At 36.3% G+C, this 19332-nt stretch carries 19 protein-coding genes; 10 read left to right on the plus strand and 9 right to left on the minus strand.

Annotated elements, in window-relative coordinates:
- Positions 1 to 29 precede the first annotated feature (29 nt).
- Together BGC7_RS07280 and BGC7_RS07285 are read left to right on the plus strand one after the other, a co-directional pair.
- Positions 30 to 464, plus strand: coding sequence for a hypothetical protein (locus tag BGC7_RS07280; RefSeq protein WP_050700892.1), 435 nt, complete (start codon positions 30 to 32; stop codon positions 462 to 464).
- Between the two features lie 175 nt (positions 465 to 639).
- Positions 640 to 1635: a hypothetical protein gene (locus BGC7_RS07285; RefSeq protein WP_050700893.1), complete on the plus strand. Its 996-nt coding sequence runs from the start codon at positions 640 to 642 to the stop codon at positions 1633 to 1635.
- Positions 1636 to 1659: 24 nt separating this feature from the next.
- On the opposite strand, the gene BGC7_RS07290 is transcribed toward BGC7_RS07285, so the two are convergent.
- Positions 1660 to 2049, minus strand: a complete 390-nt coding sequence (locus BGC7_RS07290; RefSeq protein ID WP_050700894.1) for a hypothetical protein — start codon at positions 2047 to 2049, stop codon at positions 1660 to 1662.
- Between the two features lie 137 nt (positions 2050 to 2186).
- Between BGC7_RS07290 and BGC7_RS07295 the strand changes: the two genes are divergently transcribed.
- Both BGC7_RS07295 and BGC7_RS07300 read left to right on the plus strand, forming a co-directional pair.
- Positions 2187 to 2555, plus strand: a complete 369-nt coding sequence (locus tag BGC7_RS07295) for a YccF domain-containing protein (RefSeq protein WP_050700895.1) — start codon at positions 2187 to 2189, stop codon at positions 2553 to 2555.
- A gap of 39 nt (positions 2556 to 2594) precedes the next feature.
- Positions 2595 to 4214, plus strand: a complete 1620-nt coding sequence (locus BGC7_RS07300) for a hypothetical protein (protein WP_050700896.1) — start codon at positions 2595 to 2597, stop codon at positions 4212 to 4214.
- A 46-nt stretch (positions 4215 to 4260) separates the two neighbouring features.
- Here BGC7_RS07300 and BGC7_RS07305 read toward each other — a convergent pair whose 3' ends face one another.
- Together BGC7_RS07305 and BGC7_RS07315 are read right to left on the minus strand one after the other, a co-directional pair.
- On the minus strand, positions 4261 to 6015 hold the full coding sequence (locus BGC7_RS07305) for an LIC_10190 family membrane protein (RefSeq protein WP_157258679.1): 1755 nt from the start codon (positions 6013 to 6015) through the stop codon (positions 4261 to 4263).
- 50 nt (positions 6016 to 6065) lie between these two features.
- On the minus strand, positions 6066 to 6566 hold the full coding sequence (locus tag BGC7_RS07315; protein WP_050700899.1) for a surface-adhesin E family protein: 501 nt from the start codon (positions 6564 to 6566) through the stop codon (positions 6066 to 6068).
- A 210-nt stretch (positions 6567 to 6776) separates the two neighbouring features.
- Between BGC7_RS07315 and BGC7_RS07320 the strand changes: the two genes are divergently transcribed.
- From BGC7_RS07320 to recA, 4 genes are read left to right on the plus strand one after another with little or no spacing between them, the layout of a single operon-like run.
- Positions 6777 to 7352, plus strand: coding sequence for an LOG family protein (locus tag BGC7_RS07320; protein WP_050700900.1), 576 nt, complete (start codon positions 6777 to 6779; stop codon positions 7350 to 7352).
- A gap of 35 nt (positions 7353 to 7387) precedes the next feature.
- Positions 7388 to 7918, plus strand: coding sequence for a hypothetical protein (locus BGC7_RS07325; RefSeq protein WP_050700901.1), 531 nt, complete (start codon positions 7388 to 7390; stop codon positions 7916 to 7918).
- 18 nt (positions 7919 to 7936) lie between these two features.
- Complete coding sequence (gene bcp, locus BGC7_RS07330) at positions 7937 to 8395, plus strand: thioredoxin-dependent thiol peroxidase (protein ID WP_050700902.1); 459 nt, start codon at positions 7937 to 7939, stop codon at positions 8393 to 8395.
- Between the two features lie 18 nt (positions 8396 to 8413).
- Positions 8414 to 9436 carry a recombinase RecA gene (gene recA, locus BGC7_RS07335; RefSeq protein ID WP_050700903.1) on the plus strand — a complete coding sequence of 341 codons (1023 nt, stop codon included), beginning with the start codon at positions 8414 to 8416 and terminating at the stop codon, positions 9434 to 9436.
- A gap of 101 nt (positions 9437 to 9537) precedes the next feature.
- Here the strand turns inward: recA and BGC7_RS07340 are convergent, their stop codons facing one another.
- The 4 genes from BGC7_RS07340 to BGC7_RS07355 are packed head-to-tail and all read right to left on the minus strand — an operon-like array spanning position 9538 to position 11994.
- On the minus strand, positions 9538 to 10350 hold the full coding sequence (locus tag BGC7_RS07340) for an META domain-containing protein (protein WP_050700904.1): 813 nt from the start codon (positions 10348 to 10350) through the stop codon (positions 9538 to 9540).
- 26 nt (positions 10351 to 10376) lie between these two features.
- Positions 10377 to 11162 carry a nitrilase family protein gene (locus BGC7_RS07345; protein ID WP_050700905.1) on the minus strand — a complete coding sequence of 262 codons (786 nt, stop codon included), beginning with the start codon at positions 11160 to 11162 and terminating at the stop codon, positions 10377 to 10379.
- Between the two features lie 11 nt (positions 11163 to 11173).
- A complete protein-coding gene (locus BGC7_RS07350; protein ID WP_050700906.1) occupies positions 11174 to 11713 on the minus strand; it encodes a 1-acyl-sn-glycerol-3-phosphate acyltransferase in 540 nt (179 codons plus the stop codon).
- Complete coding sequence (locus tag BGC7_RS07355) at positions 11710 to 11994, minus strand: hypothetical protein (protein ID WP_050700907.1); 285 nt, start codon at positions 11992 to 11994, stop codon at positions 11710 to 11712. The genes BGC7_RS07350 and BGC7_RS07355 overlap by 4 nt, the downstream gene beginning before the upstream one ends.
- A 145-nt stretch (positions 11995 to 12139) precedes the next feature.
- On the opposite strand from BGC7_RS07355, the gene BGC7_RS07360 reads away from it, so the two are divergent.
- Positions 12140 to 13792: a glycogen/starch synthase gene (locus BGC7_RS07360; RefSeq protein WP_050700908.1), complete on the plus strand. Its 1653-nt coding sequence runs from the start codon at positions 12140 to 12142 to the stop codon at positions 13790 to 13792.
- Between the two features lie 212 nt (positions 13793 to 14004).
- Entirely contained in the window at positions 14005 to 16590 is a 2586-nt protein-coding gene (gene glgP, locus BGC7_RS07365; RefSeq protein WP_050700909.1) for an alpha-glucan family phosphorylase, read from the plus strand.
- Positions 16591 to 16766: 176 nt separating this feature from the next.
- Here the strand turns inward: glgP and BGC7_RS07370 are convergent, their stop codons facing one another.
- Both BGC7_RS07370 and BGC7_RS07375 read right to left on the minus strand, forming a co-directional pair.
- Entirely contained in the window at positions 16767 to 17273 is a 507-nt protein-coding gene (locus tag BGC7_RS07370) for a flavodoxin (protein ID WP_050701078.1), read from the minus strand.
- Positions 17274 to 17293: 20 nt separating this feature from the next.
- On the minus strand, positions 17294 to 19324 hold the full coding sequence (locus tag BGC7_RS07375; protein WP_050700910.1) for an alpha-ketoacid dehydrogenase subunit alpha/beta: 2031 nt from the start codon (positions 19322 to 19324) through the stop codon (positions 17294 to 17296).
- Positions 19325 to 19332: the final 8 nt, after the last annotated feature.

The following is a 19332-nucleotide window of genomic DNA, read 5'->3' on the forward strand; positions in this document are numbered from 1 at the left end:
TATACACACATATATTTATAAAACAAGAGATGAATAACCTAAAAAAAATCTTTTTATTGACAGGGCTTTTTCTATTTTTAAGCCAATTAGTTGTGTCACAGGAGCCTTCTGTGATTACGAAAAATGATATAGTGGGACGCTGGATTGAATTTCAGCGTATTCAGGGAGACAGTGTTCAGCTTATTACCCAAAATCCTGATACTTACATTTTCCGGGATAATATGATATTTCATAAAGGTTCGGCGGCAGAAGGTATTATCATATTTAATATAACCGGCAAATATACGATAGAAGGAGATTCTATTATTGTTTCTTATAGAGATTATATGCGTAGGAGAGCCACTGCGCAGAAATCGAAAGAATTAATCTTTAAGGTTTTATCAAAATCTTCGAATGAGATGGAGGTTATTGTCCATGATTATGACTACGAGTACAAAATGATATTAAAAAATGTAGGTCATTAAATTATAAAAGTTAGTAAGACAATATATTTATTATATAGACGTTAAAAAGCTTTAGGTAACTGTTAAACTTCTGATTAATGTATACATATGGAGTGAAAAATATAGAAATAATCCTATTTTTAGGTATAATTATTTATCTTTGCACTCGATTACACAATGGTTCATTCAGCAAACAATGAGAAAAATATTATATATACTACTTTTCGCCCTTATCGGGTTAGTAAGTTGTTCCAACAATAATGATGAGAAGAAAGGAGATGAATGGATTCCTCCGACTCCTCCTACAGATCTGTTAGAAGATCAAATCTTGGGAACATGGGAAACTTATTATTCTCAGAAAGAAATACAGGTGAAATTTTCAAGTGGAGTACAGACAACTTACCCTGGTTTTCGATTGACTGAATATGACGGCTTTAAGACAACTTTCTTTAAAGATCCGGCTACGGGAGAATATAAATTCAAAACGTTTAATGTCCTTTATGATCTTATAGAGGAAGGAACTTATAGAACAAAAGTAGATTCAGTTCTTTTCGAATGGAAAAGTAAACACACCGGGAAAGATACCACCACCTATCAGCGCATTAGAGAGATAGGAGCTACTGATGGAGTGGTAAAATGGTTTAGGAATTATCCTGGAAGAACCGCAGACGGTACAAAATATAATATAACTGATACAAGGGCGAATCGTGAAATTAATACGAATCCGACAGCTACCAATGGTGTTAATCCTGCAAAAGTTAAAATAGACTTTGACGATCTGTCGAAGGGAAAGTGGCAGATAAATGGCTTTTTCAGATATTATGGAGAGGATATTGATCCTGTGTATAATGAGAAAATGGGGAAAGTACTAATCGGTACTACTTTCGACTTTTATACAGAAGGCGGAGATCGGAGGTGTATTATGCGTGGTTACAACAGAGATACTGATAAGTGGGAAGAAGTGGACTACCCTGTAACAGTAGTAGATGATGTAATTTATTTCTTTTATAAGAAAAAAGTACCCATTGATAAAGGTGAGAATGGAGAAGAGTTTCAGTTAGTTAACGAAAGTTTCTTTCTCTGGGTATACGAGAAAAAAAGTGCAAATGCTTTCACTGACTACAAAGAAGAGCGAAGTGAGAGTAATCTAAGTAAAATTGTAAAAGTTTATATGAATCTGGTTCGTATCTAGTTATTAATTAGCACGAAGAAAATATTATTTTATCTTTTTATATATCCGCTTATTTGTTTCTTGGGAAAGGATTAAGGAGTCCTGTGTTAATTGCTTTATACTAAAAGTATTGACAAATATTGTGTCTTTTAATAGAGCCAGGCTATAATCCTTAATGAGGAATCTTAAATTAATAGTGTCATTCAAATCTGGCATATACTGAGTAAAATTATTATCGTCAAATACCAGTATCGTTTGATTGTTTTGATAGTCTACTTTAACCGTATCTAATATTTTGTTGTTATGATCAGCCTCAACAAGCATCCATTTCCCTTGTATTAACTGATGATTCACCTTATCGCTGTTGTAAGGAGTGCATTGCAGGTAGATAAAGGTTATAAGGATAAATGGTATTATATATAGTTTCCTTGACATAAAATGTGTATTTGAAACAAAATAACAAATAATTTCTGTATTAAAAAAGACTACCGGAGATAAAAAAGGAAGCGTTAAAATCAGAATATATATTTTTCCTCTTATATTTGCTTATTAATATTAAACTATTGGGAATAATGAAAACTATTGGGAATATTATATGGGTTATATTTGGCGGCTTTATGGTTGCTATAGAATATTTTCTTTCAGGTTTTCTTATGATGTTGACTATTATAGGAATACCTTTTGGTATTCAGGCTTTCAAACTGGGAATCCTTGCACTATGGCCTTTTGGAAGCAAAGTAGTACAAGATGAGAGTTCATCAGGATGCCTTAGTCTGGTAATGAATATTATTTGGATTATTATTGGTGGCTTCTGGATTGCTCTAACTCATTTGTTCTGGGGTATACTATTCTGTATTACTATCGTTGGTATTCCTTTTGGCAAGCAGCATTTTAAATTAATACATCTGGCTTTAGTCCCTTTTGGTAAAAAGATAGAATAAGAAGTTTTACGTATTTACAAAACACACAAACGTCTATTTATGAAGTATTTTAGGTTTCACCTGTTGGTAATATTACTTGTATGCTATGCCGGAAGTATGGTAGCACAGAGCAGAATTACGAATGATTATAAACTGACCATTTTAGCTCAATCTGAGAAGTTAAGAAATGCTATGGGATGGAGACAGGATATATCCGGAAACTGGATTCCGAATGAAAATGCTATTGCAGATTCAAAACTCGAAGCTCAATCGAAAGGCTCTGTTCCTCAAAATTTTATTTGGATGCAGTTTATTTCACTGAAAAGCGGTGATAGAAATTTCTATGCCCTTGTCTATGAAAATAATGCCTATGTGTCTAATGCTTATACAGAAAGACGTGTTTGTTTCTATATAATGACAGAGCGCTCGTATGCCAGTTTGGTAAATAACATTAAGAAGAAGAATGCAGAAACTTTGACTATTACATCTCCTTCATTTGGTTATATGTCGGATAATGATAGCGGGTTCGGTCCGGAAAAACTATTGAAGCTTATGGCTGAATCTCTGGCAAAAGATAGTAATGGTCAGCAGCAAGATTTTTCGATAAATGCTCAGAATGTAGATAATGAAGATGTTGTTCGTTTTCGTTTGCCTGAGCTGGCTTCTATAATGAGTGGAAATCTTAAAGGAGCTTATTTTGAAACAGCGTGGAATAATTTCGAAAAGATATTGATACCATTGTCCGAAAAAATAAAATCTTCTGAGTTTGATTTTGGAAATATGATACAAAGAACAGAACAGAAGCAAGCTGTTTCTGAGTCTGAAAATTCATTAACGACAGCAACCAAGGTTGTATCTGGTATTGTAGATGATGGTATTACAGATCGAAACGCTTCTGTTTCGAATCAGACAGACTTCGATTCAGAGTATATCGAAGGACAGCCGTTCGACTCTATTGGCTATTCTTCAGATACAGTATCTTACATTCGTATCTCCGACAGGCAGAATCGAGAAAGAGCTACCGTTTCTAAGCCTGTTGCGGTTTTTGGAAATATTCAAGGTTGGTATTACTCTTCGGAAGGAGATTGGGTTGATGATAAAAGTTATCTGTACGATTTTGAAACAGTGGGACGTTATGAGATGCGCTATTTAAGTTATAAGCAGAAATCATATATACTCATTGTCAGGTATGAAAAGTATGCAGGGCAATCCTTCTATTTGATAGCAAAAGATGATTATCTGAAGGTTATAAGCCAATTAGAGACATCTTCCATTCTCCGGCTTCCGGTATTGGCGTACGCGGGTATTGGCTATAGGTTGGAGGATATAGTAGAACAGAGTGAGGAAATTATAGATACTCCGGAAAAAGAAGATATGATTGTATTCAAGCAAAATTATCTCGTATTACAATATCGCTTGTCTCAACCGAAGAATATCGCTCGTTTTTTCATTTTCTTTCAGGAATGTTCCAGTTATGGTTCGCAGTCTACAGAAAGTTGTAATATAAAAGTATCGAATAAGGTAAGATATGACGATGAATCTCTGTTGTTGACAGATGCTATGTTTAATAAAATGTACTATGAATCATCTTATACGAGCTTTGTCAATTTCTTTCGAAAACCACTGTCTCCTGTTACACTACCTAAAGTTGAAGTGAGTGACGGTATAGTTCCTCGCTGATATTATGATAAATGTAATTAAAGCTCTGTCAGTAAAAGATAGGGCTTTATTCTTTCGATCTGAATCCATCTTGCAGGCTATTCCCTCTAGCCTCAATAGTGGTGATATCCTGATATTTGGATAAGTCGTCAGTTTTGAATACTGTACAAGGAAAAGGAGAATCGAAACATACAAATCTTCCGTTTGGAATTTCTGGTGATCTGCTTGTATATATCGTGAGGTTGCCTAATTGATATGGAGTGAATTTATCCTCATACGCATTCCACGATTTTAATAACTCTCTATAAGGATATTGCTTGTATATAATACTCCATATTGGTCTTGCCCTTTTGTTGTCATTACTTAAGTGGAACATATCTATAAACCTGTCAGTTCTTGTTATAGGCCAATAAGCCATAATCAGGGTAAACATAGAAAGGATAGTAATACCGATTCTGCGACATTTTTTTTCTTTTTCTCTAGCCAATAGAATGAAGAGATCGAAGTACATAACGGCAAATAATATGCCGCCTAAGAAACGAGGATCGGGCCCTCCGGAAAACCAAAGACAGAGAGTTGCCAATAGAATGAAATATATGAAGTAGGTAACCTTATTCAGGTACCTTTTTCGTGTCAATGCAAAAATGACCAATAAAGGCGATGCAATAATTGAACTCAGGAATGAAAAATACAATATCCAGTCTTTTATGGCAGGAATGTCTGATTGCCAGTGAGAAAGTCGCTGAATCATATCGTTGAAAGACCTGATCCCACACGATAGAATAAAATCACGTTCGTCTATTGCTACATGTTTAGGGATCTTCCAATCTACAGAGAATAGGTCTATTTCGTGGAAAGGGAAAATAAGATATCCTGATACAATAACGTTTCTTGCAAGCCAAAGAATAACTATAATAGCAGAGACTGATAGGATAAAGAGTGTGTTCTTATATACTCGTTCCTTTATTAGATTGAAAATTATATATAAGGAAATTATGCATAACGGCACCATTGATATCTTAAATGTAATCAGGGATACTGGTAATACTATTAATAATAAGAAATCTTTTTTGACAGAATCGGGGTATAATAAAAGACGCATTAAGAGATATAGTGCTACTACATTAGGTATTGCATCGGTAGATGTTGCAGTAAAAGAATATCCGAATGCAAATATATATCCCGTAATAACTAACAATAGAGCTATTCTCTTTGCTTCATATCCCGAATCTATAATTTCTTTTATTATCCACCATACAATATATAAAAGGACTAATACATGTAGACTGTATACTGCTTCTTCGAATAAAAACCTGAAGCTGAATATAGCAGAGAGCAAAAGATAATTAGAGTTGAATCCGAATCGGTGCTCCAAATTTCCTAAACCCGGCACAACAGCATATTCCTCATTCCACCGAATATTTTGCTGATGATAAAATAAAGAGTCGAAAACCCCCACCTGCCACAATATTACAAGCATAAGACTTATTGCAGGAATAACGAAAGTAACGAGTTCAAGCAGGGAGTATCTTTTTATTTTTGCTCTGACTTTCTCAAAGATTTGTATGCAATGCTTTCTCCTCAATACCCAATATGCAATGCTTAATAATAGGAATAAGAGCAAGATATATTGGTTAGATGGTAGCCAGAAAGACAATGTAGATAAAGGGATAAGAGTAGCACACATGCCTAACAAGAATGTGTTAGTTATGCCATATCTTTCATTCTTGCTACATAATTTGTTATATAGCGAGATAAGAATATCTCCGAAAGAGAGGAATATTATAGAAATTGCTATCCATGAAATAGTTACTGCGACCATGGGCTTGAATTAGAAGACTGCAAAGATAAACAATTTTATATTATAAATTATTATTGTCCATAGTCGCATACAAAGAAGAATGTGTAATCTCCGACCGTTTCACTATCTACATTCAACCATTTTAAAACACCTTTGGCAGGTGTTGTTTTAGCTATTAACTTGCCGGTAGAATCGTAATCTTCTACTGATAGTACCCTGAATCGTTTATTTGTACATTCATATAGACAATTATATATACAATAGCTGAAATCGTTCCATCTATTAGCTTTTTCAGGTTTTTTCATTTTTGTATATTCAGCGCGTATTTTGTCGACATACAGTTTTTTACTTTCGGAGGTGATGTATATTCGTTTTTCTCGGGCATAAGATATTGCTCCTTCACTGCGGATGCTGGCAGTATCTATAAATATTTCTACATCTTCGGCTACAGCTATATTAAACCAAGATTCGGTAGTACTCTTTTTACTTGTGCCCGACTGAATTGATTTGCAACCGGATGCTAACATAATTGTGACTAAAATAAGGACTAAATATGTGTATCTATTGTTCATTTGTGTTCTAATTTTATTATAATCTTTAGCAAAGATAGGTTTTCAAAAGTTTTCAACAGTATCTTTCTTAGATAAATTTGTATCTAATTATTATTATCTTTGTTAGGCAATAATGAAGAGATTTAACTGCTTTCGTCAATATATCTTTTGCTTTTCTCTTGTTGTTAAAAGAATAATGGCGAATTTTAGTTTTAGCAATTATAATATTAAATGAAGAATATATCAATATTTTGTGGATCATCATCAGGTAATGAGGGTGTTTTTGTAGATCAGGCGGCTCAGTTAGGACACGAAATAGCAGAAAGAGGCTATGGACTTGTGTATGGTGGAGCCCGTGTAGGACTGATGGGTGCTGTAGCCGGTGGAGCTTTAAGCAATGGAGGAAAAGTAATAGGAGTAATACCTGATTTCTTGAAAAAGAAAGAGTTGGAGTTGAAGGATGTATCCGAAATGCATGTTGTAGATACAATGCACGAACGTAAGGCTTTGATGAATGAACTTTCTGATGGTGTTATTGCTCTTCCCGGTGGTTATGGAACGTTAGAGGAATTATTTGAAATGTTGACGTGGGCGCAGTTAGCTCTGCACAAAAAGCCGGTAGGCCTTCTGAATGTTGAAGGGTATTACGATGCGTTGATCGAGATGTCATCAAAGATGATTGATAAAGGATTTTTGAAAGAAGAATATAGAGAGCTTTTGATTGTTGATGATGATATAGACCTTCTGTTAAATAAAATGGAAGATTATATTCCTCCGGCGAACGATAAGTGGTTTGAAACCAAATAAATTTTTCTATCTTGACACATTAAACACACAGCTATATGAAAACATTATTACTTTCGGTACTCTCTTTAATATTAGTGGGTACATTGAATGCACAACAAGGAGCTAAAACTACGAAACGAAATGTAGAAGTAAACAAGAGAATCGACAATAAGGTCGCTTATAACTATTTTTTGTTAGATATGATAAGAGATATTGATGTCGTTTACGGAGAATATGAAGAGCTGATACAGCGTGCGTGGTCGAAAAGAATAGATCTTGATCTTAAGGGTTCTTCTGGTGATTATCTGAAAAGAATAGATGCAATAGGACAGACGGTTGAAGAAATGCCTATCTTTAAAGGGGGTGATGATTATCAAAAGTCTGTTTTGGAATATACTGATGTTGTAAAGGAAAAGATTACTTTACTCGAAAGATATGGCATACTCGGCACTATTCCAGATTCAGATATCAATGAATATAATGATGCGGAAATAGCTTTTAATGAAGCTACTAATAAAGGGATTGAGGTTAGAAATAAGGTTCGCAAGCTGAAGAGTTCCTTTGAAAAGAAAACATATATACAATAGTAACGAAAATATATAATTATGGCTTTAAATGTAGGAGATAAAATCCCTGATGTTTTGGGGACAGATCAGGATGGCAAGACAATAAACGCTTCTGACTATAAGGGTAGTAAGCTCGTATTGTATTTTTACCCTAAAGATAATACTCCCGGATGTACGGCTGAAGCCTGTAGTTTTAGAGACAACTTTTCTCAGTTGCGAAAGGCTGGCTATCAAATATTAGGGGTAAGTGTAGATGATGAGAAATCGCATAAAAAATTTATAGAAAAGCAGCAATTACCTTTTCCTCTGATTGCTGATACTGATAAGAAATTAGTAGAGGCTTTTGGTGTATGGGGTGAAAAAACGTTGGCAGGAAGAAAGTACATGGGGACTTTCCGTACAACATTTTTAATTAATGAATCGGGAGTAATAGATAAAATAATAGGTCCTAAAGAAATAAAGACCAAAGAGCATGCCGATCAAATTTTGAATCAATAATATTAATAAATAAGGATAATGGCCGAAGAGAAAGAAAAGAAAGCTGCTCCTAATACGGAAAAGCTAAAAGCATTGCAGGCAGCAATGGATAAGATAGAAAAGAGTTATGGTAAGGGTTCCATAATGAAAATGGGAGATGATAAAGTAGATGAAATTGCTGTTATCCCAACAGGCTCTATAGCCCTCAATGCTGCTCTTGGGGTAGGAGGCTATCCTCGTGGCAGGGTGATAGAAATATACGGACCCGAATCGTCAGGTAAGACAACTTTGGCTATTCACGCTATAGCAGAGGCTCAAAAAGCAGGAGGTATTGCTGCTTTTATTGATGCAGAGCATGCCTTCGATCGTTTCTATGCTGAAAAACTGGGTGTAGATATTGAAAATTTATATATATCTCAACCGGATAGTGGAGAACAGGCTCTTGAAATTGCAGAGCAACTGATCCGTTCTTCAGCTATTGACATTGTAGTTATCGACTCGGTAGCTGCATTGACTCCAAAGGCTGAACTTGAAGGAGAAATGGGAGATTCTAAAATGGGGCTACAGGCTCGATTGATGTCTCAGGCTTTACGAAAATTAACAGCTGCGATAAATAAGACAAGCACTACTTGTATATTCATCAATCAGTTACGCGATAAGATTGGAGTTATGTTTGGCTCTCCCGAAACAACCACAGGGGGTAATGCTCTTAAGTATTATTCATCTGTACGTCTCGATATTCGTCGTATTGGACAACTAAAAGATGGGGATGAGGTGAAAGGTAGCCAGACCAGAGTGAAAGTTGCGAAGAATAAAGTTGCTCCGCCTTTCCGCAAAGCTGAGTTCGATATTATGTATGGAGAAGGTATTTCTCGCTCGGGTGAGATTATTGATTTGGGATCAGATCTCGGAATTATAAAGAAGAGTGGTTCTTGGTATAGCTATAATGATACAAAACTAGGACAAGGGCGTGAAGCTGCAAAAGATACGATAAAAGATAATCCGGAATTGGCAGAAGAATTGGAAGGCTTGATTTTTGCTGCATTGAATGATAAAAAATAAGTTGTAGAAATCTATTTTTTAGATTCTTATATAGCAACAGGTGCTAAAAAATAAGGCTGTATTGATATTCAATACAGCCTTATTCTTTTATATATTCCCCCTTATTTAGAAGATGTATCTTTGGTAAATTCTAATACAACATTTCCTCCTTTAAAGAAAGTTAGCTTATCTCCATTTATTCCTGCCTGTAGAGGAGAATTGAAGAAACTCAAATAAAGCTGTTCACCTTTAAGATTAGGGCAAGCCATCTTTGTAGATATTGCCGGACCAAAGGTAAGAGTATTTTCTTCTTGCTTATAAGAAGTACGGTATGTATTACATCCTGCTTTCCCTGATATATTTCCGTCTGAAGATATACTCATATTCGGAACTCTTTCTGCAAATAGATCTGTAATATCTCCTCCCGCAATAGATGTTAGTTCCCAGTTTCCGGTCAGAGTTTCACTACTTACTATGTTATTTACTTTTGTAGGTGCTGTTCCTTTTACAAATTCTAGTACGACATTTTTTCCTTGGGAAAAAATTAATGCTCCGGATTCATTCAAACCTACTATAAGATTAGGAGTTGATAGTGTTGATAAAAATTCTGGTTCTTTGTTCGATTGCAGGCATGCCATCATAGTTGCAGCAAAATTAGGTGCCGAAAATTCATTCTTTTCGTTTATTGTAAACGCTCCTGTATAGTTATTACAGCCACCGTTCCCATGTGCAATATTTTTATCGAAATCAAACTCTATACTAGGTAGTTTTCCTGAGAATGCAGATTTGGAATCTTCTCCTTTCAGGGATTTTAATTCCCAATAACCAGTAAGATCTTTTTTGTCAATAGGTTTCACTGTGCTACAGTTTTGTAATCCGAATGTTAAGGCGATTGCTGCAACATATAATGCAGCCTTTCTTAAAATACTTTTCATAATTTATTGTAATTGTTATGTAATGTTTATTCTATTCTGAAAATATCAGCATCTTTCCATACAGGAAACTTCTCTCTGAATTTTTCTAAATCCGATTTTGATATATAGACAGTTTCAACACACGTTTGGTTTAACTCAATAATACAAATATCGTCACCTTTAGCATTTATTAACCTTGAACCTCCTTCATGCTGCAATCCATTACCATCTTTTCCTATGCGATTCACTCCACATACATAGCTCATGTTTTCCAATGCTCTTGCTGTTAGCAGAGCATTCCAAACCTTAGATCTCGATGCAGGCCAGTTTGCAACATATATAAGCAAATCATATTCGTTGTCGACATTTCTGGCCCATACTGGAAAACGGAGATCGTAGCAAATAAGAAGTTTTATCTTAAAGCCTTTATATTCTACAATAAGAGGTTTGTCTCCTGGCGAAAAGAACTGAGGTTCGCAACCCATTCTGAACAGGTGTCGTTTGTCATAATAAAATTCTTTGTCCGGAGTAATAAAGAATCCTCTATTGTAATATATGCCATTTTCAGAAGCGATATAACTACCGCAAACAGCTAAGTTGAAATCCTTTGCCCACTCTTTTAATGATGAGATGGTTTTTCCATCTATAGGCTCGGCCAAATTGTGACTATTCATAGAAAAGCCAGTAGTACAGGTCTCGGGAAGAACCACTATGTCAGTTTTTCCTGATAGTTGGGAAATAACGTTGTGGATGTATTCTAGGTTTTGTTGCTTATTTTTCCATGCAATATCATATTGTACAAGGCTCACACCTAATTTATATTCTTCTTGCATAAGCTCTTCTGTTATAGTGAGAAATGTTCGGGATGGCGTCCTTTTATACCAATGTAGTAGCTTTTTATTTCTTCAATGTCTTTGTCGACATCTCCTGTAGGTTGAAAAACTTTTTTAAAGTTGGCTTCTTTCTTTCCGTAATCTATTGCTGCAACCACAATGGGTACTTTAGCTGCGAGTGCAATAAAGTAGAACCCTTTTTTCCACTCTGTATTTAGTTTTCGGGTGGCCTCAGGTGTAATTGCTAACTGAAAATCTTCCTTTTTTGCATATAGCTCTGCCATTTGCTCTGTCAATGAAGTCTTTTTCGATCTGTCTACAGGTATTCCTCCCAAAGCATTAAATATGAGATTCATAGGAAAGAAGAACCATTCTTTTTTTATGAGAAATGACGCTTTTCTTCCCATTGCTTTATATACTATCAGGCCTAAAGGTAAATCCCAATTACTTGTGTGAGGAGCCACACATATTACATTCTTACTAGGTAGGTTAGTGTCTCCAACAATTTTCCACCCTATAAAATTAAGTATAAACTTACAAAATTTTCTCATTCTCCTAATGCTGCTATGTCGCGGGCAATATCGTTGGTCTGGTTCTTTATGTCTGCTCTTAGTTTGTTATAATAAGCTTTAACTCGCCCTTTTACTTCTTTGCCTTCTGTACAGCTCACACGTTTCAATAAGTCGTCATGTGCTGTTGCTATTTTTTCTATAACTTTGTCAGCTGCCGCTTTATCTGCGTCAATAACAAACGTTTTGTAAAAAATACAATCAATGTAAAGCAGGTCCATTATGTTATTTATGTTTTTTTTCAGTTTCCTACGACTACTCATCTCTAAATAATTTTAATAAGTTTATATCTTTGTTATCTTTGTTCTCTCTTGAATAGAGGAGCAAAGGTACTAAAAAGATACTCACAACCTTTATGCTTTATGATTTTATAAGTATTTACAAAGCTAAAAAATAGAAACCATTTTTATGATAACAGACAACTACAATCCCGATTATATCTTCGAAGCAAGCTGGGAGGTTTGTAACAAAGTTGGAGGTATATATACAGTCCTATCTACAAAGGCTAAATCAATGCAGCAGCTGTGCAAAGATAAGGTTATATTCATAGGCCCGGATATCTGGAAAGAAAATGAAAGTCCATGGTTTCTCGAAGAGCATGATTTGCTTAAAGACTGGAAAATAGCAGCAACAGAGAAAGATAAATTGAAAATAAGAATTGGACGTTGGGATGTTCCCGGTGCTCCTATTGTCGTATTGGTGAATTTTGATCAGTTTTATCCAGCCAAAGATGCTATATATAGCGAAATGTGGAATAAGTTTGGGGTAGATTCGCTTCATGCATACGGAGACTATGACGAGTCATGTATATTTGCCTATGCCACAGGTACAGTTATAGAAAGCTTTTATAATTTTCATGAATTACAAAATCAGAAAGTTATCGCTCATTTCGATGAGTGGATGCTGGGTATGGGTGCTTTATATATAAAAGATCGCTTACCCGCTGTAGGTACTGTCTTCACTACCCATGCAACTTCTATTGGGCGGTCTATTGCCGGTAATAATAAGCCTTTGTATAATTATCTGAATGCGTACGATAGTGATCAGATGGCTCGCGAATTGAATATGGTTGCCAAGCATTCTGTAGAAAAAATGGCAGCGCAAAATGTCGATTGCTTTACTACTGTTAGCGATATTACTGCTCGCGAATGTAAACAACTACTGCATCGTGAACCTGTTGTGACCCCAAATGGTTTTGAAAAAGACTTTATTCCAAAAGGTAAAAGTCATGAAACTAAAAGATTAAAAGCTCGTAAAGCTATGATAAATGTAGCAGAAAAATTGTTGGGCTATGATATACAGGAAGATGCGCTATTAGTTGCCACAAGTGGACGTTATGAATACAGAAATAAAGGGCTGGATGTATTTGTTGATGCTATGCATAGGTTGGAACAGATCAAACAATTGCAAAAAGATGTAATTGCATTTATTATGGTTCCTGCATGGATAGACGACGCCCGTATGGATTTGAAAAAAAGATTGGAAGACAAGAAAACTCCTTCCGAACCTCTTTCTTATCCTTACATAACCCACTGGTTACATAATATGAATCATGATTCTGTTCTTAGCCAGATTGCTTATTTGCAAATGCAGAACAGAAAAGAAGACAGAGTGAAAATAATCTTTGTTCCATCATATCTGAATGGAAATGATGGCATATTCAATATGGCTTATTACGACTTGTTGATAGGGCTGGATGTTACTGTTTTCCCTTCTTATTACGAGCCATGGGGGTATACTCCTCATGAGAGTATTGCATTCTCTGTTCCTACCATAACTACTTCCTTGGCTGGATTTGGTCTGTGGATGAGGAAAATGGGAGATGAAAAAGGAATGGACGATGGAGCCGAAGTCATCACTCGTGACGATTATAACTTTATTGAGGTTTCGGAAGATATTTGCAATAGAGTATTCGAGATGACCACTAAAAGTGCCGAACAAGAAAAGATTCTGAGACAAGCTGCTTTGGATAGAGCTAATCTTGCCGACTGGGATCATTTCTTTGACTACTATAAAGATGCGTATAAAGATGCCCTACAGAAGGCAGATGCAAGGCGATGATTTTCTAAATATCTTTTGCCTTGGAATATCTATATAGTTTGGCATGTGAGTAAACATTGTATTGCAAACGATTGCGTATAATCTATAGTAAGTATTATCAGTAAAATAGCCGTTGTAGTGGCTATATTTTATTATATTTGTAGTATCGAAAGATACTGCAAACCTAACACTATATTAATCAAGAAATAAAAGTTTAAGTAATTATATTTGATATGAGAATTAAAGCAAGTTATTCTAACTCTCCTACTTGGAGAAGTGCCTACACTCAGGTTAATCTGCCACAGGAATTACTCCCATTAGAAAAAATAGCACATAATCTATGGTGGGTATGGAACAATGACGCAACTGACCTCTTCTCCGAATTTGATTCCGAACTGTGGAAAGAGTCAGGACATAACCCTGTAATATTATTGCAGAAACTAGCGTATGAAAGAATAGATGAAATTCTGGCCGACAGTGCCTTGATGGCAAAGGTAAAAAGTGTAATAAAGAATTTTGATACATATATGTCTCAAAAATTTGATACAGAAAAACCATCTGTGGCATACTTCAGTATGGAATATGGATTTTCTCATGTATTAAAAATTTATTCAGGAGGATTAGGTGTTTTAGCCGGAGACTACTTGAAAGAGGCTAGTGATAGTCATGTAGACCTGACTGGTGTTGGTTTCCTTTACCGTTACGGATACTTTACTCAGACAATATCTCCTGATGGTCAGCAAGTTGCGAATTATGAACCGCAGAATTTTGGAGAATTACCTATCGAACCTGTATTGAACGAGGATGGTAACCAAATGATCCTTGCAGTACCTTATCCCGATAGAGATGTTTATGCTAATATCTGGAGAGTAAATGTGGGACGAATAAATCTATATTTACTGGATACAGATATTGATTTGAATAGTGAGTTTGATAAACCTATTACACATCAGCTTTATGGTGGAGACTGGGAAAACAGGTTGAAGCAAGAGTATTTGTTAGGTATTGGTGGTATCATGCTTCTTAATAAATTAGGAATAAAGAAAGAAATATATCACTGTAATGAAGGGCATGCAGCATTTATCAATCTGCAACGCTTGTTAGATCTTATTGAAGGAAAAGGTTTGACATTTAATCAGGCATTGGAAGTTGTGCGTGCATCAGGTTTATATACAGTACATACACCTGTCCCTGCGGGACATGATTATTTCGATGAAGGACTTCTCGGTAAATATATGGGAAGTTATCCTGCTCGTTTAGGTTTGTCTTGGCAAGAATTTGTTGATATGGGACGCGAGCATCCGGGTAGCAACGAAAAATTCAGTATGAGTGTATTTGCTCTAAATACGTGTCTGGAAGCTAATGGCGTAAGTTATCTGCATGGCATTGTTTCCCGTAAAATGTTTCAGCCAATATGGCCTTCTTATTTTGCAGAAGAGCTACACGTAGGTCATGTGACTAATGGTGTACATATGCCTACATGGACAGCAAAGGAAATGAAAGGGCTGTATGAAAAAACATTTGATAAGAACTTCTACGAAGATCAGTCTAATCATGAAATATGGGATAATATCTATAATGTTCCTGATGCAGAGGTTTGGAAGTTGCGTATGGCAATGAAAAAACGTCTTATTCACTATGTTCAGGAGCAGATGAAAGAAGGGTGGATCAAAAATCAGAAGGCACCATCTACAATATATTCTCTTGTAGATAAAATCAATCCTGATGCCTTACTTGTTGGTTTTGGCCGCCGGTTTGCAACCTACAAACGTGCGCATCTTTTATTTACCGATCTCGATCGTTTGTCAAAACTGGTAAATAATGAGAAATACCCGATACAGTTCTTATATACAGGAAAGGCGCATCCTGCCGATGGAGCCGGACAAGGTTTGATAAAACATATTGTAGAAATATCTCGTCGACCTGAATTTATTGGTAAAATTATTTTCTTAGAAAATTATGATATGCGTTTGGCCAAACGTCTGATATCAGGTGTTGATATATGGCTGAATACACCTACTCGTCCTCTTGAAGCTTCAGGAACGTCTGGAGAAAAGGCTTTGATGAATGGAGTTCTTAATTTTTCTGTGTTGGACGGATGGTGGTATGAAGGTTATCGCAAAGATGCCGGATGGTGTCTTACTGATAAACGGACATTCTCAAATCAGGCATATCAGGATGAGTTGGATGCTTCTGAGATATATTCTATCTTCGAAAATGATATTTTACCATTATACTATGCTCGTAATTCGAAAGGGTATTCTCCCGAATGGATACAGTATATAAAGAACTCTATAGCACATATAGCACCTGAATATACGACTAAACGTATGATAGATGACTATATTAAGAACTTCTATAAGCCGGAAAGAGAACGTATTAAGTTGGTAGCCGGAGATAACTATGCTAAAGCAAAAGAGTTGGCTGCGTGGAAAGAAGATACTGCTGCCAATTGGGATAAGTTTACAGTAGAAGAACTTCTGTTTAATGGACAGAATATAAAAGACGGAACACAATTAGCATCTCCTAATTTTACAGAAGGTCAAGTCTTTAATGTAAAAGTTGTTATAGATAAGAAAGAGATGAAAGGGGATCTAGGCGTTGACTGTGTAATGACAGAATATGATCCTGATCTTAAAGTAAATAAATTTGTTTCTACTGTCGAGCTTAAACAAGTAAAACAAGATGGTTCTAAGGTTTATTTCGAATTGGATATCGTGACTAAAATCCCGGGAATAAGTAACTTTGCGTACCGTGTATATCCTAAGCATCCGGATATGGCACATCGTCAGGATTTTGCATATGTTCGCTGGATCTAATAATTTAGAATCCCCAATAAATAAACTCTAATATATAAGGCTGTATTGAAAATCTCAATACAGCCTTATTCATTCTATCTATTATTAAGTTTCAGATAAAAAACAAAGATGTTTTTTCTAAGCCAAACTTGCTATATGTAGCTTTACATACTAGAGTAACAAATGGGTATAGAACTTTAATTGAACTCTTTTTTTAATTGTTCTGCCCAATTTTTAACTCGTTCATCAGTCTTGCTGTGTTGATTTTCAAAATCTATAGCTAATCCTAAGAATTTGTTGTCGCGCAAAGCTGCTGAGTTTTCGAATTTATAACCCTCTGTAGAAGTCAATCCTACGAGTTTCGCTCCTGCCGACTCAAAGGATTTAGCGAGCAACCCTATGCCATCTACGAAGTTTTCAGGATATTTGATCTGATCGCCAAGTCCGAAAATAGCAACATTTTTTCCCTTTAGATTTAGAGATTCCAATTCAGGTCTTACTTCATCCCAGTAGTTTGGTAATTCTCCATCAAACCATGTAGAAACGCCGACAATAATATTATCGAATTCTTCGAAGTCTTTCTTCCAGGCATCTTCCACGGGTATAATGTCTATTTTGGCATCACCAAAGGCTGCTTTTACCTTTTTTGCAATAGTCGCTGTTTTAGCTGTACTTGTACCGTAAAATAATCCTATTTTTTTCATCATATATATGTTTTGAGTGTTTAGAATTCCAATAATTTCTTAGCGGCTTCATAAATACGATCTTCTCCCGGTAAAACAGCTTTTTCTAAGATTGTGTTAAATCCTACAGGGGTATAAGTAGAGCCTACACGCTGCACGGGAGCATCCAGATGCTGAAATAGTTCGGAGCTTATCATAGCTGCTATTTCTCCGCCAAATCCTGCAAATACTTTATCTTCATGTACTACCAAAGCTTTACTGGTTTTCTTCACAGATTCGGAGATTGTTTCTTTATCTAATGGGATCAGGGAGCGTATATCTATTACCTCTACCGACCAGCCTTCTTTGGATAGTCGTTCGGCTACAGAGAGACAAAATAAAGTAGTGTTGCCATAAGTAATAATACTTAAGTCTTTACCTTCTCTGCGTATGCGAGCCTTTCCGAAAGGAACCTCGAAATCGTCAGGGATTGGAGTTGCAGCATCTACACTATTATATAATGCTTTTGGTTCGAGGAATACGGTGAATCCTTTTGATCGTAGACTGGTGCGTAATAATCCTGCTGCATCATCAGCAAAGGATGGGTATACAATACGTGCTCCCGGTAGCGTTGCCAAAGCTCCTTCTATATTTTGTGAGTGATAGATACCTCCACCGATATATCCTCCCGAAGCAAGACGAAGTGTAATGTTAGGAGAGAATTTTCCGTTGCTGCGCCAATAGTCGTGCGTACATTCTACATACTGTTCCATTGCCGGCCAAAAGTAGTCTGCAAACTCAGCACCTTCAATAACTATGCGTATTTTAGGATCGAAACGGCTCATACCGTTAGCTGTACCAACAATAAAGTCTTCGGCAATAGGAGCATTGAATACTCGTTTGTCTCCAAATTCCTGTTGCATGCCTTTCGATATATTAAATACACCGCCCTTGTCCTTGTTAGCTATATCCTGTCCCCAAAGGAAGGTATCAGGATTTTGTCGAAATTCAGATGTTAAAGTTTCATTAATCGCTGTTACCAGATTTTTCTTTTCTCCTTCCTCGTTATGTATACCATCTACATATTTCTGAGGTTGGTATGGTTCAGGACTTACAAAGTCGAAGATTGATTTAGGATCGGGATCAGGAGCAGCCAATGCTTTTTTATTTGCAGCACTCAATTCTTTCTTCACAGCTGCTTCTATCTCTTTTAGTTCATCTTCTGTAAATCGCTCGTAACGCAATAGCATACGGCGAAATTTGAATAAAGGGTCAGCCTCTTTTACGTACTTAAGCTCGTTTTCGTCCCGATACAGGGTATGTTTATCTGAGTTTGAGTGAGAACCTATACGCACACAATTAGCATGGACTAATACGGGAGCTTGATTTTTTATTGCATATTCACGAACTTCGGTCATTGTATTCATCGAATCGAATACATCTTTTCCATTACAATGTACTATCTTGAGATTTTTCAATCCCGAATAGTTATCTACAGCTTTACGGTTGGCTGTTTGATCTTTTTTTGGAACAGAAATACCGTATCCGTTATCTTGAATAACAAATATTACAGGAAGCTGCTCTTTCGATGCCCCGTTGATGGCTTCATATACATATCCTTCCGACATAGCCGATTCTCCGTGCGAAGTGATAGCAACGCCTGTATGATTGTAATACTTAATTGCTCTTGCTACTCCCACTGCATGCAAGTCATGGTTTCCGGTGGCTGAAGATACATTTTCTATATGCCACTCCGGCTTGGCAAAGTGGTTCGACATATGGCGTCCTCCACTGGCAGGGTCTGTAGCTTTCGATATACCGTTCAGAATGAGCTCTTCGGCTGTCATCCCTGCCGATAAGACTGTAAGCATATCCCGATAGTAAGGGAACATGAAGTCTTCGCCTCGGGTAAATACTTGCCCTACAGCAAGCTGTATTCCATCATGGCCGGCATAGGGAGCATGATAAGACCAGCCTAAAGACTGTAGAAGGTAAGCCGGGGCTTTTTCGTCGATAGCACGTCCGAGTGTCATCAGGTGATACCATTTTTTCAGGGTTTCTTTTTCAGTTGTTTTTATATCGTATTTTTTCATTTCGTTTT

Source organism: Dysgonomonas sp. BGC7 (genome assembly GCF_001261735.1).
Lineage (GTDB): Bacteria > Bacteroidota > Bacteroidia > Bacteroidales > Dysgonomonadaceae > Dysgonomonas.